Below are 15,597 nucleotides of genomic sequence, written 5' to 3' on the forward strand. Positions count from 1 at the left end.
TGAAGTTGAAATCGTAGGTATCAAAGATACAGCGAAAACAACAGTAACTGGTGTAGAGATGTTCCGTAAATTATTAGACGAAGGTCGTGCGGGAGAGAACGTTGGTGCATTATTACGTGGTACTAAACGTGAAGAAATCGAGCGTGGTCAAGTATTAGCGAAACCGGGTTCAATCACTCCACACACAGACTTCGAATCAGAAGTTTACGTATTATCAAAAGAAGAAGGTGGTCGTCATACTCCATTCTTCAAAGGTTACCGTCCACAGTTCTACTTCCGTACAACTGACGTAACAGGTACAATCGAGTTACCAGAAGGCGTAGAGATGGTAATGCCAGGCGATAACATCAAAATGACAGTATCATTAATCCACCCAATCGCGATGGATGAAGGTTTACGTTTTGCGATTCGTGAAGGTGGCCGTACAGTAGGTGCTGGTGTTGTTGCGAAAATCATCAAATAATTAAGTTTAAGCTTAATTAGAGATAGCAATATCCGAGAAGGGCATATCGTAAGATATGCCCTTTTTGTATCTAAAAATTGGATGTCTTTTGTGATATTTAAAAATAAAAACAAGCGGTTAATTTTTATCTAACTTTTGCAAAAGTTTAGTAGAAATTAACCGCTTGTTGAATAAAGAAATCGTTTAGCGAGCGCGATACACTACGATGGTTTTACCATGCGCAGAAATGAGACCGTCATCTTCTAGCATTTTTAAGATTCTGCCAACCGTTTCACGGGAGCAACCAACCATCTGTCCGATTTCTTGACGGGTAATGCGAATTTGCATACCTTCAGGATGGGTCATTGCATCGGGTTGCTTTGTCAAATTCATTAAGGTTTGTGCAATTCTGCCAGCCACATCTAAGAATGCTAGGTTGCTCACTTGGCGAGAGGTTTGTCTGAGACGGCGCGCCATTTGGGCAGAAAGATACATTAAAATATCCGGATTCATATGGATAATTTGTTTGAACTTTTTATAAGAAATCTCTGCAATTTCACAGGTTTCTTTGGTTTTTACCCAAGCTGTGCGAGGTTGAGTTTTCTCTTCAAACAAGCTAATTTCGCCTAGAAATTCTCCTTGCCCTAAGTTGGTTAACAGCATCTCTTTGTGTTCATCATCTTTGACAAACACAGAAACTGAACCGTTTACGATGTAGTAAAGTGAATCGGCATCATCGCCTTCTTGAATAAGTGTATATTTTGCTGGATAGCGATGAACATGACACTGAGTTAAAAACCACTCGACTACAGGATCGTGGATCGAGGGTGATGGAGTTAAATTATCAATAGGTGCCGTGCTAAGCGTCATATCTTGCATAAAAATTCCTGTTTCCGCTTCTTTTGATGATTTAGAGGTAGTTCGGGGTATCTTAGCATAGAAATTAGTGAGAACCTAAAAAGGATTTTTTATCCTTAATATCTAGGCTTTCATGTAATTCAGACCAAACAATTACCACTTTTTCTGCCTTTAATTGCGCTAGCAGACGCGCTCTTTTTTCTTCAAGCGATAATTCTTGTCTGCCGTAGTCTGTCCCTTCTCGAAGAATGAAAGAGTCCAACACGTTATAAAGCGTACTTTCTTCTAGCTCTTCCCATGGAATGATCATAGATTCTCCTAGTCAAACAGAGGTCTTATCATGCTCCACTGTTTTTCAAAATTTTGATGTTGATTGGAGGTGAAATTTGAGCGAATCAAACGTAGAAATTGTCCTTCACAATAACTTACCAAATAGCCAGCTAAAAGGCGCTCATCTTCAAACCGTCTTCCCGGTTCCAATTTACGCATTTGCAGAATATTAGTTAGCTGTAACTCTAATCCATCAAAGAATTTAGCAATACGAGCTTTGAGCAACTGATCTTCAAACATAAGTGCATGGCCGGTTAGAATACGAGTTACCCCAGGGTTTTTGCGTGCAAATTCAATAATGGTATAAAGAATCGCTTTGATGACTGTCGCGGTTGTTTGTTCTTTGCGTTTGCAAGTGTAAATATAACGGGTAAGCGTTTGTTCAATACGTTCAATCAATGCCTCAAACATTTTGGACTTGCTTGGGAAGTAGCGATAAAGCGCACCTTCAGACACACCAACCGCTTGTGCTAAGCGTTCCGTGGTGACACGTTGCATTCCATCTTCTGAATTCAATAATCCAATGAGCACTTCCAATACTTGTTCTTGGCGCTCTTTAATGGATTTTTTGGGCATTTTGATTTTTGGTTCTGTCATAGTTTCTCGAATTATTGCTTGCCTGAGTGACCAAAACCGCCTTCACCACGTTCTGTTTGTTGGAAGTCGGTTACAATGTTAAAACTTGCCTGTACAACAGGAACAAAAACTAATTGTGCAATGCGGTCGCCTACTTCGATAGTAAATGGTTTATCGCTACGATTCCATAAAGAAACCATTAATGGCCCTTGATAGTCTGAATCGATTAAGCCAACTAAATTGCCCAGCACAATCCCATTTTTGTGACCTAAACCCGAGCGAGGAAGAATGACTGCTGCGAGATTTGGATCTGCAATATAGATTGAAATACCCGTTGGGATTAACACGGTTTGTCCGGCTTCAACGGTCATTGGTGCTTCAATTAAAGCGCGTAAGTCTAGGCCGGCTGAACCTTCAGTTGCATAAGTTGGCAGCGGGAATTCGGTGCCAATACGGCTATCTAGGATTTTTAAATCAATTTGTTTCATGGTCATTTTTACCTTTAAAGAAATGGGTTATGTTAATTTGGTTGAACGAATCATTTGTTATTTGAATGTGTTATTTACGATAACGTTCAACAATTTCATTAACCAATAATTCTGCTAATTTGCCTTTTTCAGCAAGCGGTAAGATTTTCTCGCCATTTTGCCAAAATAGATGGAGTGCATTTTGGTCTTGTCCAAAAACTTGCCCTCCAGAAACATCATTGGCGCAAATCATATCTAAATTTTTACGTTGAAGTTTGCTTTTGGCATATTCTGCCACGTTTTGCGTTTCTGCTGCAAAGCCGACCACAAATGGACGATTTTCCGTTAAATGGGCAACACTTGCGATAATATCGGGGTTTTTGACCAATTTCAGCGTAAGTTCATCGTTATCGTTAGTTTTCTTGATTTTCTGGGTAGCAATTTCCGCAACACGATAATCAGCGACAGCAGCGCAACCAATAAAAATTGCAGATTGTTGTGCAAATTTGACCGCTTGTTCTGCCATTTGCTCGGCTGAAACTACATCAATTCGTTTAACTTTAGCCGGTGTTGCTAAATTAACTGGGCCACTAATGAGTGTGGCTTTTGCGCCTCGTTTTGCAAAAGCCTCAGCAATCGCAAAGCCCATTTTTCCTGAACTATGATTAGAAATATATCGTACTGGATCAATAGCTTCTTGAGTTGGGCCAGCAGTAATAACAACACTGATATCAGCGAGATTTGGTAGCAGATTAAATGAATCGCTTACTGCTTGGAAAATCTCCATAGGTTCAGACATTCTGCCTTTGCCTACATCACCACATGCCTGAAAACCACTATTCGGACCAATAAAGGTGATGCCACGCTGAGCTAAAATTGCTAAATTCTCTTGTACAGCTGCTTGTTTGAACATTTGTTGGTTCATGGCTGGTGCCAATAAGATTGGTGCGCTTGTTGCCAAACAAAGGGTAGAGAGTAAGTCATTTCCCATGCCTAAGCGAAGGCGCGCAATAAAATCTGCTGAAGCAGGCGCAATCACAATACGATCTGCCCATTTTGCCAGCTCAATGTGCCCCATTGCTAATTCTGCTTGTGGATCTAACAGAGAAGTAGAGACCGCATTGCCTGAAATGGCTTGTAAAGTAAGCGGGGTAACAAAAGCTTCTGCAGCTGGTGTTAGTACAACGCGCACCTCTGCACCTGCATTTTTGAAATGGCGAATGAGCTCAATGGTTTTGTAAGCAGCAATACCGCCAGTGATACCAACGAGAATTTTTTTATTTGTGAGCATGGCTTTCAATAAATGTGAAAATAGTTCCAGTATTTTAACGAAACAAGCAAATGCTCACAACCAAAAATTTTTGCGATGTGACTCGAAAAATTTAGGATGAGTTTTTGCAGGACGAGCTTTGCCATTTTATGCTAAGCCTATTTAAAAAGAGCATGAGCAAAAATGGAACAATCAGAAATTGAGTTGATGCCGCGAGAAAAATTATTGCAATACGGGGCGCAATCATTAACAGATGAAGAGTTGTTAGCAATTTTTCTTCGCACCGGCATAAAAGGAATCCCCGTCATGAATTTAGCGGAAAGTGTGTTGATTGCTTTTGGCTCGTTGCGCGGTTTGTTAAGTGCTAGTCAAGAAACGTTCTGCCAAATAAAAGGATTAGGCTTAGCACAATATGTACAATTACAGGCGACTAAAGAAATGACCAAGCGCTACCTTTCTCAAGAAATGGAAGCCAAAGCGAGTATCACAGATCCATTATTGGCGATTATGTACTTTCAGGCTGAATTGGAAGATTATGAACGAGAAGTGTTTATGGTATTATTTTTAGATAACCAACATCGTTTAATTCATACCGAAAAAATGTTTTTCGGCACTATCAATCAAACTAGTGTTTACCCAAGAGAAGTGATAAAAGTCGCATTAAAACACAATGCTGCAGCAATTATTGTGGCGCATAATCATCCTTCAGGCAGCTGTGTGCCAAGTGAGTCAGATAGACAATTAACCCAAAAAATGGAGCAGGCGTGTGATCTTGTTGATATTCGGTTTGTGGATCATATTATTGTTGGAAAAGGTGACTATTTTTCTTTTACCGAAGAGAAAGTCCAAGCGAAAATGTAATAACACTTGAATTTGGACTCTGAGATGCGTATAATCGCAAGTCTTTAAATATGACTTTGGTCGGGTGGATACCTGACGAGGTAGTGGGTATGCTGTGTTGAGTCAGCCCCCATAGCCCGAACCATATAACTTACTTAAGTAATTGGAGAATTAAAATGTCAAGAGTTTGCCAAGTAACCGGCAAGCGTCCAGCAGTTGGTAACAACCGCTCACACGCATTAAACGCGACTCGTCGTCGTTTTTTACCAAACCTTCACACTCACCGTTTCTGGGTTGAAAGTGAAAACCGTTTCGTAACTTTACGCTTAACTGCGAAAGGTATGCGCATTATTGATAAAAAAGGCATTGATGCAGTTTTAGCTGAAATCCGTGCTCGTGGCGAAAAAATCTAAGGAGCTAACAAATGGCAGCTAAAGGTGCTCGTGAGAAAATCCGTTTAGTTTCTACAGCAGAAACAGGTCACTTCTACACAACTGACAAAAACAAACGTAATATGCCTGAAAAAATGGAAATCAAAAAATTTGATCCAGTAGTGCGTAAACACGTTATCTATAAAGAAGCTAAAATCAAATAATTTTAGTCAAATTTCAAAAACCCAAGCAAGGCTTGGGTTTTTTTATGAGCAATTACAAGCGGTTTAATTTTGCCAATTTTTTGCAAAATTAAGCTGCTTAATTTTCATCATAATTTGACATTTTTTAACCTTTATTAGCTGGCTACTTTCAAGTATAATCGCCGAAAAATATATTTTAAAAATCCTAATGGCTTAAAATTTACGTTTTAAGCCATTATTTATAGCATAAATCCTGCCTTTATATTCTCCAGTGCCTTTTAATGGTTTGATTAAAATCCCTTCAGAAAATAACCGCACTTTTATGTTTCATTATTTTAATTATGAGGTCTTTTTAGGTAATTTTTATGAAAAAAATTGCATTTCGTCTTAACTTTTTAACCGCTTGCGTTTCATTAGGGATAGCCTCGCAAGCATCGGCAGGACATACTTATTTTGGGATTAATTACCAATATTATCGTGATTTTGCTGAGAATAAAGGGAAGTTCACAGTCGGTGCTCAAGATATTGATATCTACAATAAAAAAGGAGAAATGATAGGTACGATGATGAAAGGTGTACCTATGCCTGATTTATCTTCCCTAGCAAAAGGTGGATATGCGACGTTGGTTGGTGATCAAACGTTAATCAGTGTTGCGCATAATGTAGGTTATCAAGATGTTGATTTTGGGATGACAGGACATAATCCCGATCAGCACAATTTCAAATATAAAGTCGTCAAACGTTATAACTATAAAAATGATAGTACGCACCGTTATATGACAGACTATCAACATCCAAGACTTGCTAAATTTGTCACTGAAGTTGCGCCTATTGAAATGGTTTCTCGCATGAATGGGAAGGTTTATACCGATTTGAAAAAATACCCAATGCGTGTTCGTGTCGGTAGTGGTCATCAATATTGGAAAGATGATAACAATAATACAAACGCAGACTTGGCCTATGGCGGTGCTTGGCTTACTGGTGGTAATACCTTTATGGATGGCGGCACGGGAGATGGTCATCTCTATTTAAATGGCAGAGTGCAAACCCCTAATGAATATGGTCCATTGCCAATTGCAGGCGCTCAAGGTGATAGTGGCTCTCCTTTCTTTATTTATGATAAGGAACAGGGAAAATGGCTATTAAACGGTGTGTTACGTGAAGGGCATCCTTATGCTGCGGTGGGCAATGGATATCAAATTGCACGCCAAGATTATCTTGAAGAGGTTCTAGAGCAAGATCTTGCTGCCAGATTCTTTTTAAATAACGCAAATTACACATTAAAAACAACTCAAGATGGAAATGGCACCATTACGCAAAATGGCAGACGTTCCCAAACCATTGGTTTGTATAATAGCGCTTTACCATTTGATTCTCGTGGCGGAAATAATGGTGATGAAGCTCCAACTTATAAAGGGCCGAATCCATGGTCGCCAGCATTACATCATGGTAAAAATATCTACTTAGGGGATATGGGAAAAGGTACACTGACTATCGAAAATACGGTAAATCAGGGAGCTGGTGGCTTATATTTTGAAGGGGATTTTGCCGTTAAACCAAGTGATAACACCGTGACTTGGCAAGGCGCTGGTGTCTCTGTTGGAGAAGAAAGTACGGTTGAATGGCAAGTACATAATCCGGAAGGCGATCGCTTATCCAAAATTGGGCTGGGAACCTTACTTGTTAATGGTAAAGGGAAAAACTTAGGAAGCCTGAGTGTGGGTAATGGTCTTGTTGTATTAGATCAACAAGCAGATGATGCGGGTCAAAAGCAAGCCTTTAAAGAAGTCGGGATCGTTAGCGGGAGAGCAACAGTTAAACTGAATAGCGAAAACCAAGTGGATCCGAACAACATTTATTTTGGTTTCCGTGGTGGGCGTTTAGATCTTAACGGTCATTCATTAACCTTCGAGCGTATTCAAAATATCGATGAAGGTGCGATGTTGGTTAACCGTAATGAAACTCAGGCAGCCAATATTACCATTACAGGAAATGCCACTGTTAATAGTGATGCAAAACAATTAACCAATAAAAAATATATCGCATTTAACGGTTGGTTTGGTGAGCAAGATAAAGCCAAAACAAATGGTCGTTTAAATGTGAATTATCAACCAGTTAATGCAGAAAATCATTTGTTGCTTTCTGGGGGGACAAATTTAAACGGCAATATCACGCAAAATGGCGGTACGTTAGTTTTTAGCGGTCGTCCAACGCCTCATGCTTACAATCATTTAAATCAAAATCATGCCAAAATGGAAGGTTCAACCCGAGGAGAGGTGATCATTGATGATGATTGGATTAACCGCACTTTTACAGCTGAGAATTTCCAAATTCAGAACGGACAAGCGGTCGTTTCTCGCAATGTTTCTGCAATTAATGGTAATTGGCAATTAAGCAATAATGCTAAAGCCACTTTTGGTGTGACACCAAATCAAGAGAATTTGGTGTGTATCCGTTCAGATTGGACTGGCTTAACAGAATGTAAATCAGAAAATCTAACAGAACAGAAAACAATCGACTCATTACCAAGAACAAAAGTCAATGGTAACGTGCATCTAATGAGCTCAGCAAGTGCGGTGGCATCTGGCTTAGTTGATTTAATCGGTAACGTGAGTTTAGCACAGAATAGTCAATTTACATTAAGCCATAATGCAACCCAAACCGGTTTGTTAAACCTTGTTAATCAGGCGAATGCTACTGTGAATAATGCACGGTTAATGGGAAATGTAACATTATCAGATTCTGCTCAGTTTAATTTAGCGAATAGTCGTTTTTCACATCAAATTAGCGGGACAGAAAGCACAACGGTTAATTTAGAAAACGCAAATTGGACAATGCCTGCAAGTACTACTTTAGGTAGTTTGGCACTCAATAATAGTGAAATTACGCTGAATCCAGATTTTGTTACTCAAGCGAACAATAGCCAATTTAATACGTTAACGATCAGCGGCAATTTAAATGGTAACGGTATTTTTAATTATCGTACTTATCTAAACCAATATTTAGGAGATAAGTTACAAGTTAATGGCCAAGCGCAAGGTGATTTTAAATTAAAAGTGCATAATACAGGTGCAGAACCAACCGCTTTAGAACACCTGACTCTGATGACGCTTCAGCAAATGCCATCTTCTGGGCTTAATGTTACTCTCGTAGATAATTATGTGGATGCGGGGACATGGCGTTATGAATTGGTTAAAGATGGTAATCAATACCGCCTTTATAGCCCAATGAAAGAGGCTGAACTACAAGCAGAAGAAGCAAAACGCCTTGCTGAAGAGCAACGTAAAGTGGAAGAAGCGAAACGTTTAGCAGAAGAACAACGCAAAGAGGAAGAAGCAAAACGCTTGGCGGAAGAACAACGTAAAGCTGAAGAAGCACGTAAAGCTGAAGAGGCACGTAAAGCCGAAGAAGCTCGCAAAGCCGAAGAGGCTCGTAAGGTTGAAGAGGCACGGAAAGCCGAAGAAGCTCGTAAAGCCGAAGAAGCACGCAAAGCTGAAGAAGCACGCAAAGCTGAAGAAGCACGTAAAGCTGAAGAAGCACGCAAGGCTGAAGAAGCTCGTAAAGCTGAAGAGGCACGCAAAGCTGAAGAAGCACGCAAAGCTGAAGAAGCTCGCAAAGCTGAAGAGGCACGCAAAGCTGAAGAGGCTCGTAAAGCAGAAGAAGCTCGTAAAGCTGAAGAAGCTCGCAAGGCGGAAGAAGCACGTAAAGCTGAAGAAGCACGTAAAGCGGAAGAAGCTCGCAAAGCTGAAGAGGCACGCAAAGCGGAAGAAGCACGTAAAGCCGAAGAAGCACGCAAAGCCGAAGAAGCTCGTAAAGCTGAAGAGGTTCGTAAAGCCGAAGAAGCACGCAAAGCCGAAGAAGCTCGTAAAGCTGAAGAGGTTCGTAAAGCCGAAGAAGCACGCAAGGCTGAAGAAGCTCGCAAAGCAGAAGAAGCTCGCAAAGCAGAAGAAGCTCGCAAAGCAGAAGAAGCTCGTAAAGCTGAAGAAGCACGTAAAGCCGAAGAAGCTCGCAAAGTGGAAGAGGCACGTAAAGCCGAAGAAGCTCGTAAGGTTGAAGAGGCACATAAAGCCGAAGAAGCTCGCAAAGCTGAAGAGGCACGCAAAGCAGAAGAGGCTCGTAAAGCGGAAGAAGCTCGCAAAGCGGAAGAAGCACGTAAAGCTGAAGAAGCACGTAAAGCGGAAGAGGCCCGTAAAGCTGAAGAAGCTCGTAAAGCTGAAGAGGTTCGTAAAGCCGAAGAAGCACGCAAGGCTGAAGAAGCTCGCAAAGCTGAAGAGGTACGCAAAGCCGAAGAAGCACGCAAAGCCGAAGAAGCACGTAAAGCCGAAGAAGCTCGTAAAGCTGAAGAAGCTCGTAAGGCTGAAGAAGCTCGTAAGGCTGAAGAAGCTCGCAAAGCCGAAGAAGCTCGTAAGGCTGAAGAAGCTCGCAAGGCGGAAGAGGCACGCAAAGCGGAAGAGGCACGCAAAGCCGAAGAAGCACGTAAAGCCGAAGAAGCTCGCAAGACGGAAGAAGCTCGCAAGGCGGAAGAAGCTCGTAAAGCCGAAGAAGCTCGTAAAGCTGAAGAGGCACGCAAAGCGGAAGAAGCTCGTAAGGCTGAAGAGGCACGCAAAGCGGAAGAGGCTCGTAAAGCGGAAGAGGCACGTAAAGCAGAAGAAGCTCGTAAAGCCGAAGAAGCACGTAAAGCCGAAGAAGCTCGCAAGGCGGAAGAGGCTCGTAAAGCAGAAGAAACTCACAAGCAAAAAGAGCTTATTAGTCGTTATTCAAATAGCGCTCTTTCTGAATTGTCTGCAACGGTAAATAGTATGCTTTCAGTTCAACATGAGCTTGATAGCGTTTTGGTTTCGGATTCAGATCTTTCAGTATGGACGAATATTACGCAAGATAAAAAACGTTATGATTCAGATGATTTCCGTGCTTATCAACAAAATATGAATTTACGCCAAATTGGTGTTAAGAAAAAAGTTGAAAATGGACGGATTGGGGCTATTTTCTCACATGGTCGTGCTAATAATACCTTTGATGATCAAATCTCCAATCAGATGGATCTCACGATGGTGTCAGCGTTTGCACAATATCAATGGCATGATTGGCAATTGGGTGTTAACTCCGGTTATGGGGTGAGTTCAAGTAAAATCTCAGGTGAACAAAGCCAAAAAATCCATCGTCGTGTGATGAGTTATGGCCTTAATGCGAACTATCAGTTCCGTTTAGGCGAATTAGGTGTACAGCCTTATCTAGGTGTAAGTCGTCACTTTATCGAAGGTGAAAATTACCAATACGAAGGTGTAAATATCCAGACACCGAAAATAGCATTTAATAGCTATACTACAGGGGTTAAGGTAGATTACACCTTTACACCAGCTCAAGATGTGACAATTAAACCTTATTTCTCGGTAAATTATGTCGATGCGTCAAATGCTCGTGTGCAAACTAAAGTCAATCAGGCGACTTTACAACAACAGTTCGGGCGTTATTGGCAAAAAGAATTGGGCGTAAGTGGTGAGATCTCGCATTTCCATATGTCGGTATATGCGGCTCAATCTCAAGGTTCACAATTAAGTAAACAGAGAACACTTGGCGTGAAATTAGGGTATCGTTGGTAGGCAACGTATTTAAGTAAACAGCAATGTTCAAAATGAGAGTTTTCTTTATTTAGCATAGGGATATGTCAGAATAAAGAGACTCTCATTTTTTATGCTCGTTATCTTTTGATCAATCTCTTTTAAATTTAGTTAGATTAACTTTAGCCAACAACAGAAAAATTTGGTGTGATATAAGATCCAAGATTTTCTGACCGCACTTTTTCGCCTTTATCCGCCTTATAGTTTCAAGTATAATGCCTGTATTTTTCATCACATTGTTATTAAAAAAATTATGAGTACAAAATTCAACGTAAAAACATTCCAAGGCATGATTTTAGCCTTGCAAGAATATTGGGCAAATCAAGGCTGTACTGTTGTTCAACCTTTTGATATGGAAGTGGGCGCAGGGACTTCTCACCCAATGACTGCATTACGCGCATTAGGCCCAGAGCCAATGGCATTTGCTTATGTGCAACCTTCACGTCGTCCGACCGATGGTCGTTATGGCGAAAACCCAAACCGTTTACAACATTACTACCAATTCCAAGTGGTGATTAAACCGTCTCCAGACAACATTCAAGAACTCTATTTAGGTTCCCTTGAAATGCTCGGTTTTGATCCAACGCAAAACGACATCCGTTTCGTGGAAGATAACTGGGAAAACCCAACCTTAGGGGCTTGGGGGTTAGGCTGGGAAGTGTGGTTAAACGGTATGGAAGTGACCCAATTTACTTATTTCCAACAAGTGGGTGGCTTAGAATGTAAACCCGTAACAGGTGAAGTGACCTATGGTTTAGAGCGTTTAGCGATGTACATTCAAGGTGTGGATTCTGTGTATGACTTAGTTTGGTCTGACGGCCCGCTGGGCAAAACGACTTATGGCGATGTATTCCATCAAAATGAAGTAGAGCAATCAACTTATAACTTTGAATACGCAGATACCGATTTCTTATTCTACTGCTTCGATCAATACGAAAAAGAAGCGAAAAGTTTATTAGAATTAGAACGTCCGTTACCATTACCGGCTTACGAGCGCATTTTAAAAGCCGCACACAGCTTCAACTTGTTAGATGCACGTAAGGCGATTTCGGTCACAGAGCGTCAGCGCTATATTTTACGCATTCGTGCATTAACTAAAGGCGTGGCGGAAGCGTACTATGCGAGCCGTGAAGCCTTAGGTTTCCCTGGTTGTAAAAAATAAAGCGAAAAACGACCGCACTTTAAGCATTAACACAACGATATAAGGAGAAAATGATGAAAGATTTTCAATACCCCGACGATATCTACACGGAAGCAGAAACTGATCCTAATACACTCGCGAATTTAGGCCCATTGGCTAGATTAGCAGGTGTTTGGGAAGGTAAGCGTGGTGTGGATATCAACCCGAAAGCAGAAGGGCCAGAAAAAGATCCTTATATCGAACGTTATGAAGCCCATCCGACAGATGGTCAAACTAATGGTCCGCAACTCTATTATGGATTGCGTTATCACGCTCATATTGTACAACCGGGCGAGGTAGAAACCTTCCATGATCAAGTCGGTTACTGGTTATGGGAACCTGAAACTGGCAATATTTTGTTAACGGGTAGCATTCCACGCGGTCAAGCGTTTATTGCAGTCGGTAATGCACCGGCGGATGCGAAAGAGTTTACGGTAAAAGCGGTACGCGGTTCATTAACAAACGGCATCATTTCGAATCCGTTTTTAGAACGTTCATTTACCACGGAAAGTTTTGAAATGACGGTGAAATTCCATGATGATGGCACTTGGTCATATGATCAAACCACAACCATGATTATCCCAAATTATGATGCACCATTTGAACATCGTGATCGTAACCGTTTGACAAAAATTGGCGAACCGACATTAAACCCAACCGCGGCAGCAGAACAAGGAGGTGAATAATGAAACCCATTCTCTATTATGCGGCAGATTGCCCTGATACAGCGCCATTTGTGGCGGAATTAAAACGCCTAGGCGTGGATTATGAGGCTGTGGAAGTCTTATCTTCTATTCCAAATTTGAAACAATGGTTGCGTTTGCGTGATCGTCACCCAGCATTTGATAATGCCAAAGCGCAAGGCTATGCAGGCTTTCCGGCATTATTGTTAGATGATGATCGTGTTATTTTAGATGAATCCAAATTAAAAGAGATTTTTCTAAAATGATGAAAAAAGCGTTAGCCTTTGCAACTTCAGCGATGATTTTGACCGCTTGTAGCAATGCACAACCGCAAGCTGAAATACCAACCGTGGGCGGGGAAACCGATGCTCACGGTTGCTTACCCAGTGCGGGTCAGTCTTATTCTTATTTGAAAAAAGCTTGCGTACAAGTGTTTGATGTAGCGGAAATTAAGTTAGACGATCCCGCCAATAAAACTCAAGCGGTTTATGGCATTCTTTCGGAAGATAAGCAACAGGTTGAAGTGTTTGCTTCTGATTTGCCTGAAAACACGATTTTAGAGGTAGTCAAAGGCGGCTATGTCTCCAAAGACGGCAAAGTGCGTTTAATGAAAACCAAGAAAAGTTGGAAAATTCGTAAGTAATGAAGAAAGTCAGTTTTTTGCAATTTTTATTTAGAATTGGTGATGACTATTTAATGTTTTTGCGAAATTTAACACCCGCTGTGTTGTTTTTATCACTCGCGTTATTTATGTATTCTGAGCTGAATTGGACACATTGGGCGTGGAGTAATGTGCTAGTGCTGTTTTTAAGTTTGGCTTCAGGATTTATTGCACTCAGCGTCATGGCAATAAATACTGTCGCTTTTGTACGCAAGATGCTGAAAATCTTAAGAACACTAAGCGGAGAGAGCGAACTTGATGAAAATATTGGTACGCTCGCATTATTTAAAATGCTCTGGGTGGAGAGCAACAGTAAACAACTAATCTTTTTTGCGGTAGTCAATATTGTTGCAGTATTTATGGTGTTAGTTTACGGCACCAAATATGCCTTGAATTTTTATAGCTCAATTTCAACATTAAATGATTAGGTCTCGAATATGAAAAAAATAACCCTAAAATTCACCGCACTTTTGCTTGGCTCAGCTTTAGCAAGTAGTGCGTTTGCAACAGAAAATGGTCAAACTTCCTCAAGTTCTGATTATGAATTAGAGAAAGTATTGATTTTCAGCCGACACGGATTGCGTTCACCAGTGGAAAAAGATCCGCAAGAAATGGCGAAATATTCCCCTTATGAATGGGCAAAATGGAATGTACCATCTGGCTATCTCACTGCAAAAGGGACGGTGCTAGAAACCTATTTCGGACAGTATTTAGGTCAATGGCTTGCAGATAAAGGGTTACTAACAACAGAACGTTGTGCATCGGGCGAAGGTATTTTCGCTTATGCGAATGGTGTGCAACGCACCATTGCAACAGGGCAAGCGATTGTTTCTGGTGCATTTGCGGGCTGTAATGTTCAACTGCAACATCACGGTAAAATTGGTTCAGAAAAAGATCCAATTTTTAATACGCAGGCGCATAATCCAAGTCAAGCCTTGATTGAATCTGCAAAAAATAATGTTGATTTAACCGCTTTACAGCAAAAATTAGCACCAAATTATGCGCTATTAAGTGAAATCATCGATTACAAAAACTCACCAAACTGCTTGCAAAAAGGCGAGTGTGATTTAGGTGGAAAAGTCGGTGAATATAGTATTAAAGACGGCAAGTCGGTCAAGATTACTGGTTCTATCAGCACCGGGAAGAAAATTGTCAGTGCATTATTGCTCGCACATTATGTGGGTAAACCTGATTCAGAAATCGCAAACGGCCGAGTGGATAGCCAAGAAAAATGGCGTGCAATTAACGAAATTAAAAACGAATATTACCGCACATTATTTAAAAATAACGAAGCGTTAGCACAAAATGCATCATACCCGCTATTGGCATTTATTCAGCAACAGCTAAATAGTGAAAACAAAATTAACTTATTGGTTGGACACGATTCTAATATTGTTGCCCTGCTTGCAGCACTAGGTGTTGAACCTTATGAATTAGATGATTCATTGGAAAATATCCCAATCGGTGGCAAGTTACTATTTGAAGTGTGGAAACATAAACCAAGTGGTAAGCTCAAATTTAAGTTGGATTATGTTTATCAAACCACTGAACAGCTGATTAATATCACGCCATTAAGTTTAGCGACACCACCAAACCAAACGGCATTAACCCTCAAGGGCTGTGAAAAAGATGAACATGGTTTTTGTGATTATGAGCAGTTTAAAAAGGTGTTGAGTGAAGGGATTGAGAACGGTAAGAAATAGCGTTCATGCAACCCTATGAAAAATACTTAAAAGAGAATTCGCAAAAATTGCGAGTGGATCAAACGGATGCGGAAAGAAAGCTATGGCAACGCATCAATCGAGATCAATTATTAAGTTTTCGATTTAATCGACAAAAGCCACTTTTAAGTTATATCGTTGATTTTTATTGTGCAAAAGCAAAGTTGATTATCGAATTGGACGGTAGTCAGCACTATGAACCTGATTATCAGGAAAAAGACGCATTGCGAGATGCAGAATTAAATTCACTTGGTTTTACGGTGATGCGATTTAGTAATGATGAAGTCATGTGTGAAATTGAAGCGGTAGTCGAGCAAATTTATTTATTTTTAGAGAATGTAAGGGCTGATTGAGTATGAGGTTGGATTAACATCTGC

The 15,597-nt window shown here is 40.7% G+C and carries 17 protein-coding genes; 12 read left to right on the top strand and 5 right to left on the bottom strand.

The features are described from left to right. On the top strand, nucleotides 1-463 hold a 463-nt coding region (locus HMPREF1128_RS01775; RefSeq protein ID WP_007522938.1), incomplete at its 5' end, for an EF-Tu C-terminal domain-related protein. A 183-nt stretch (nucleotides 464-646) separates the two neighbouring features. Here the strand turns inward: HMPREF1128_RS01775 and crp are convergent. The 5 genes from crp to coaBC all read right to left on the bottom strand — a co-directional run bounded on the left by crp (nucleotide 647) and on the right by coaBC (nucleotide 3,964). Beyond that, complete coding sequence (gene crp, locus HMPREF1128_RS01780) at nucleotides 647-1,321, bottom strand: cAMP-activated global transcriptional regulator CRP (RefSeq protein ID WP_007523820.1); 675 nt, start codon at nucleotides 1,319-1,321, stop codon at nucleotides 647-649. Between the two features lie 64 nt (nucleotides 1,322-1,385). After that, nucleotides 1,386-1,610: a YheU family protein gene (locus HMPREF1128_RS01785; protein ID WP_007523824.1), complete on the bottom strand. Its 225-nt coding sequence runs from the start codon at nucleotides 1,608-1,610 to the stop codon at nucleotides 1,386-1,388. Between the two features lie 8 nt (nucleotides 1,611-1,618). Continuing rightward, on the bottom strand, nucleotides 1,619-2,227 hold the full coding sequence (gene slmA, locus HMPREF1128_RS01790) for a nucleoid occlusion factor SlmA (protein WP_007523773.1): 609 nt from the start codon (nucleotides 2,225-2,227) through the stop codon (nucleotides 1,619-1,621). A gap of 11 nt (nucleotides 2,228-2,238) precedes the next feature. Further along, nucleotides 2,239-2,694 carry a dUTP diphosphatase gene (gene dut, locus HMPREF1128_RS01795; protein WP_007523795.1) on the bottom strand — a complete coding sequence of 152 codons (456 nt, stop codon included), beginning with the start codon at nucleotides 2,692-2,694 and terminating at the stop codon, nucleotides 2,239-2,241. Between the two features lie 70 nt (nucleotides 2,695-2,764). After that, nucleotides 2,765-3,964: a bifunctional phosphopantothenoylcysteine decarboxylase/phosphopantothenate--cysteine ligase CoaBC gene (gene coaBC, locus HMPREF1128_RS01800; protein WP_007523912.1), complete on the bottom strand. Its 1,200-nt coding sequence runs from the start codon at nucleotides 3,962-3,964 to the stop codon at nucleotides 2,765-2,767. Nucleotides 3,965-4,126: 162 nt separating this feature from the next. Between coaBC and radC the strand changes: the two genes are divergently transcribed. The 11 genes from radC to HMPREF1128_RS01860 all read left to right on the top strand — a co-directional run bounded on the left by radC (nucleotide 4,127) and on the right by HMPREF1128_RS01860 (nucleotide 15,573). Then, nucleotides 4,127-4,804, top strand: coding sequence for a RadC family protein (gene radC / locus HMPREF1128_RS01805; protein WP_007523887.1), 678 nt, complete (start codon nucleotides 4,127-4,129; stop codon nucleotides 4,802-4,804). Between the two features lie 155 nt (nucleotides 4,805-4,959). Further along, the gene (rpmB, locus tag HMPREF1128_RS01810; protein ID WP_005599762.1) at nucleotides 4,960-5,196 is read left to right on the top strand and encodes a 50S ribosomal protein L28; all 237 of its coding nucleotides are present in this window, start codon (nucleotides 4,960-4,962) and stop codon (nucleotides 5,194-5,196) included. Nucleotides 5,197-5,207: 11 nt separating this feature from the next. Further along, nucleotides 5,208-5,378, top strand: a complete 171-nt coding sequence (gene rpmG, locus HMPREF1128_RS01815) for a 50S ribosomal protein L33 (RefSeq protein WP_005613503.1) — start codon at nucleotides 5,208-5,210, stop codon at nucleotides 5,376-5,378. A gap of 344 nt (nucleotides 5,379-5,722) precedes the next feature. Further along, entirely contained in the window at nucleotides 5,723-10,957 is a 5,235-nt protein-coding gene (locus HMPREF1128_RS10140; protein ID WP_007523761.1) for a S6 family peptidase, read from the top strand. A 271-nt stretch (nucleotides 10,958-11,228) separates the two neighbouring features. Continuing rightward, on the top strand, nucleotides 11,229-12,137 hold the full coding sequence (gene glyQ / locus HMPREF1128_RS01830) for a glycine--tRNA ligase subunit alpha (RefSeq protein ID WP_005695296.1): 909 nt from the start codon (nucleotides 11,229-11,231) through the stop codon (nucleotides 12,135-12,137). A gap of 53 nt (nucleotides 12,138-12,190) precedes the next feature. Beyond that, nucleotides 12,191-12,841, top strand: coding sequence for an FABP family protein (locus tag HMPREF1128_RS01835; RefSeq protein ID WP_007523757.1), 651 nt, complete (start codon nucleotides 12,191-12,193; stop codon nucleotides 12,839-12,841). Beyond that, nucleotides 12,841-13,104 (top strand): hypothetical protein, encoded by a 264-nt coding sequence (locus HMPREF1128_RS01840; protein ID WP_007523739.1) that lies wholly within the window; start codon nucleotides 12,841-12,843, stop codon nucleotides 13,102-13,104. The genes HMPREF1128_RS01835 and HMPREF1128_RS01840 overlap by 1 nt, the downstream gene beginning before the upstream one ends. Then, a complete protein-coding gene (locus HMPREF1128_RS01845) occupies nucleotides 13,101-13,481 on the top strand; it encodes a hypothetical protein (RefSeq protein WP_007523747.1) in 381 nt (126 codons plus the stop codon). Before HMPREF1128_RS01840 ends, HMPREF1128_RS01845 begins: the two co-directional genes overlap by 4 nt. Then, entirely contained in the window at nucleotides 13,481-13,927 is a 447-nt protein-coding gene (locus tag HMPREF1128_RS01850; protein ID WP_007523658.1) for a hypothetical protein, read from the top strand. The genes HMPREF1128_RS01845 and HMPREF1128_RS01850 overlap by 1 nt, the downstream gene beginning before the upstream one ends. 9 nt (nucleotides 13,928-13,936) lie before the next feature. Then, nucleotides 13,937-15,202, top strand: a complete 1,266-nt coding sequence (locus HMPREF1128_RS01855; protein WP_007523858.1) for a histidine-type phosphatase — start codon at nucleotides 13,937-13,939, stop codon at nucleotides 15,200-15,202. Nucleotides 15,203-15,207: 5 nt separating this feature from the next. Continuing rightward, nucleotides 15,208-15,573 carry an endonuclease domain-containing protein gene (locus HMPREF1128_RS01860; RefSeq protein ID WP_007523755.1) on the top strand — a complete coding sequence of 122 codons (366 nt, stop codon included), beginning with the start codon at nucleotides 15,208-15,210 and terminating at the stop codon, nucleotides 15,571-15,573. Nucleotides 15,574-15,597: the final 24 nt, after the last annotated feature.

The sequence above is a fragment of the Haemophilus sputorum HK 2154 genome (assembly GCF_000287615.1).
GTDB classification, from domain to species: Bacteria; Pseudomonadota; Gammaproteobacteria; order Enterobacterales; family Pasteurellaceae; genus Haemophilus_A; species Haemophilus_A sputorum.

What these genes read in the sequence shown, in the direction of transcription:
- crp (WP_007523820.1), bottom strand. Translation starts at nt 1,321, where the DNA reads ATGCAAGATATGACGCTTAGCACGGCACCTATTGATAATTTAACTCCA.
- HMPREF1128_RS01785 (WP_007523824.1), bottom strand. Translation starts at nt 1,610, where the DNA reads ATGATCATTCCATGGGAAGAGCTAGAAGAAAGTACGCTTTATAACGTG.
- slmA (WP_007523773.1), bottom strand. Translation starts at nt 2,227, where the DNA reads ATGACAGAACCAAAAATCAAAATGCCCAAAAAATCCATTAAAGAGCGC.
- dut (WP_007523795.1), bottom strand. Translation starts at nt 2,694, where the DNA reads ATGAAACAAATTGATTTAAAAATCCTAGATAGCCGTATTGGCACCGAA.
- coaBC (WP_007523912.1), bottom strand. Translation starts at nt 3,964, where the DNA reads ATGCTCACAAATAAAAAAATTCTCGTTGGTATCACTGGCGGTATTGCT.
- radC (WP_007523887.1), top strand. Translation starts at nt 4,127, where the DNA reads ATGGAACAATCAGAAATTGAGTTGATGCCGCGAGAAAAATTATTGCAA.
- rpmB (WP_005599762.1), top strand. Translation starts at nt 4,960, where the DNA reads ATGTCAAGAGTTTGCCAAGTAACCGGCAAGCGTCCAGCAGTTGGTAAC.
- rpmG (WP_005613503.1), top strand. Translation starts at nt 5,208, where the DNA reads ATGGCAGCTAAAGGTGCTCGTGAGAAAATCCGTTTAGTTTCTACAGCA.
- HMPREF1128_RS10140 (WP_007523761.1), top strand. Translation starts at nt 5,723, where the DNA reads ATGAAAAAAATTGCATTTCGTCTTAACTTTTTAACCGCTTGCGTTTCA.
- glyQ (WP_005695296.1), top strand. Translation starts at nt 11,229, where the DNA reads ATGAGTACAAAATTCAACGTAAAAACATTCCAAGGCATGATTTTAGCC.
- HMPREF1128_RS01835 (WP_007523757.1), top strand. Translation starts at nt 12,191, where the DNA reads ATGAAAGATTTTCAATACCCCGACGATATCTACACGGAAGCAGAAACT.
- HMPREF1128_RS01840 (WP_007523739.1), top strand. Translation starts at nt 12,841, where the DNA reads ATGAAACCCATTCTCTATTATGCGGCAGATTGCCCTGATACAGCGCCA.
- HMPREF1128_RS01845 (WP_007523747.1), top strand. Translation starts at nt 13,101, where the DNA reads ATGATGAAAAAAGCGTTAGCCTTTGCAACTTCAGCGATGATTTTGACC.
- HMPREF1128_RS01850 (WP_007523658.1), top strand. Translation starts at nt 13,481, where the DNA reads ATGAAGAAAGTCAGTTTTTTGCAATTTTTATTTAGAATTGGTGATGAC.
- HMPREF1128_RS01855 (WP_007523858.1), top strand. Translation starts at nt 13,937, where the DNA reads ATGAAAAAAATAACCCTAAAATTCACCGCACTTTTGCTTGGCTCAGCT.
- HMPREF1128_RS01860 (WP_007523755.1), top strand. Translation starts at nt 15,208, where the DNA reads ATGCAACCCTATGAAAAATACTTAAAAGAGAATTCGCAAAAATTGCGA.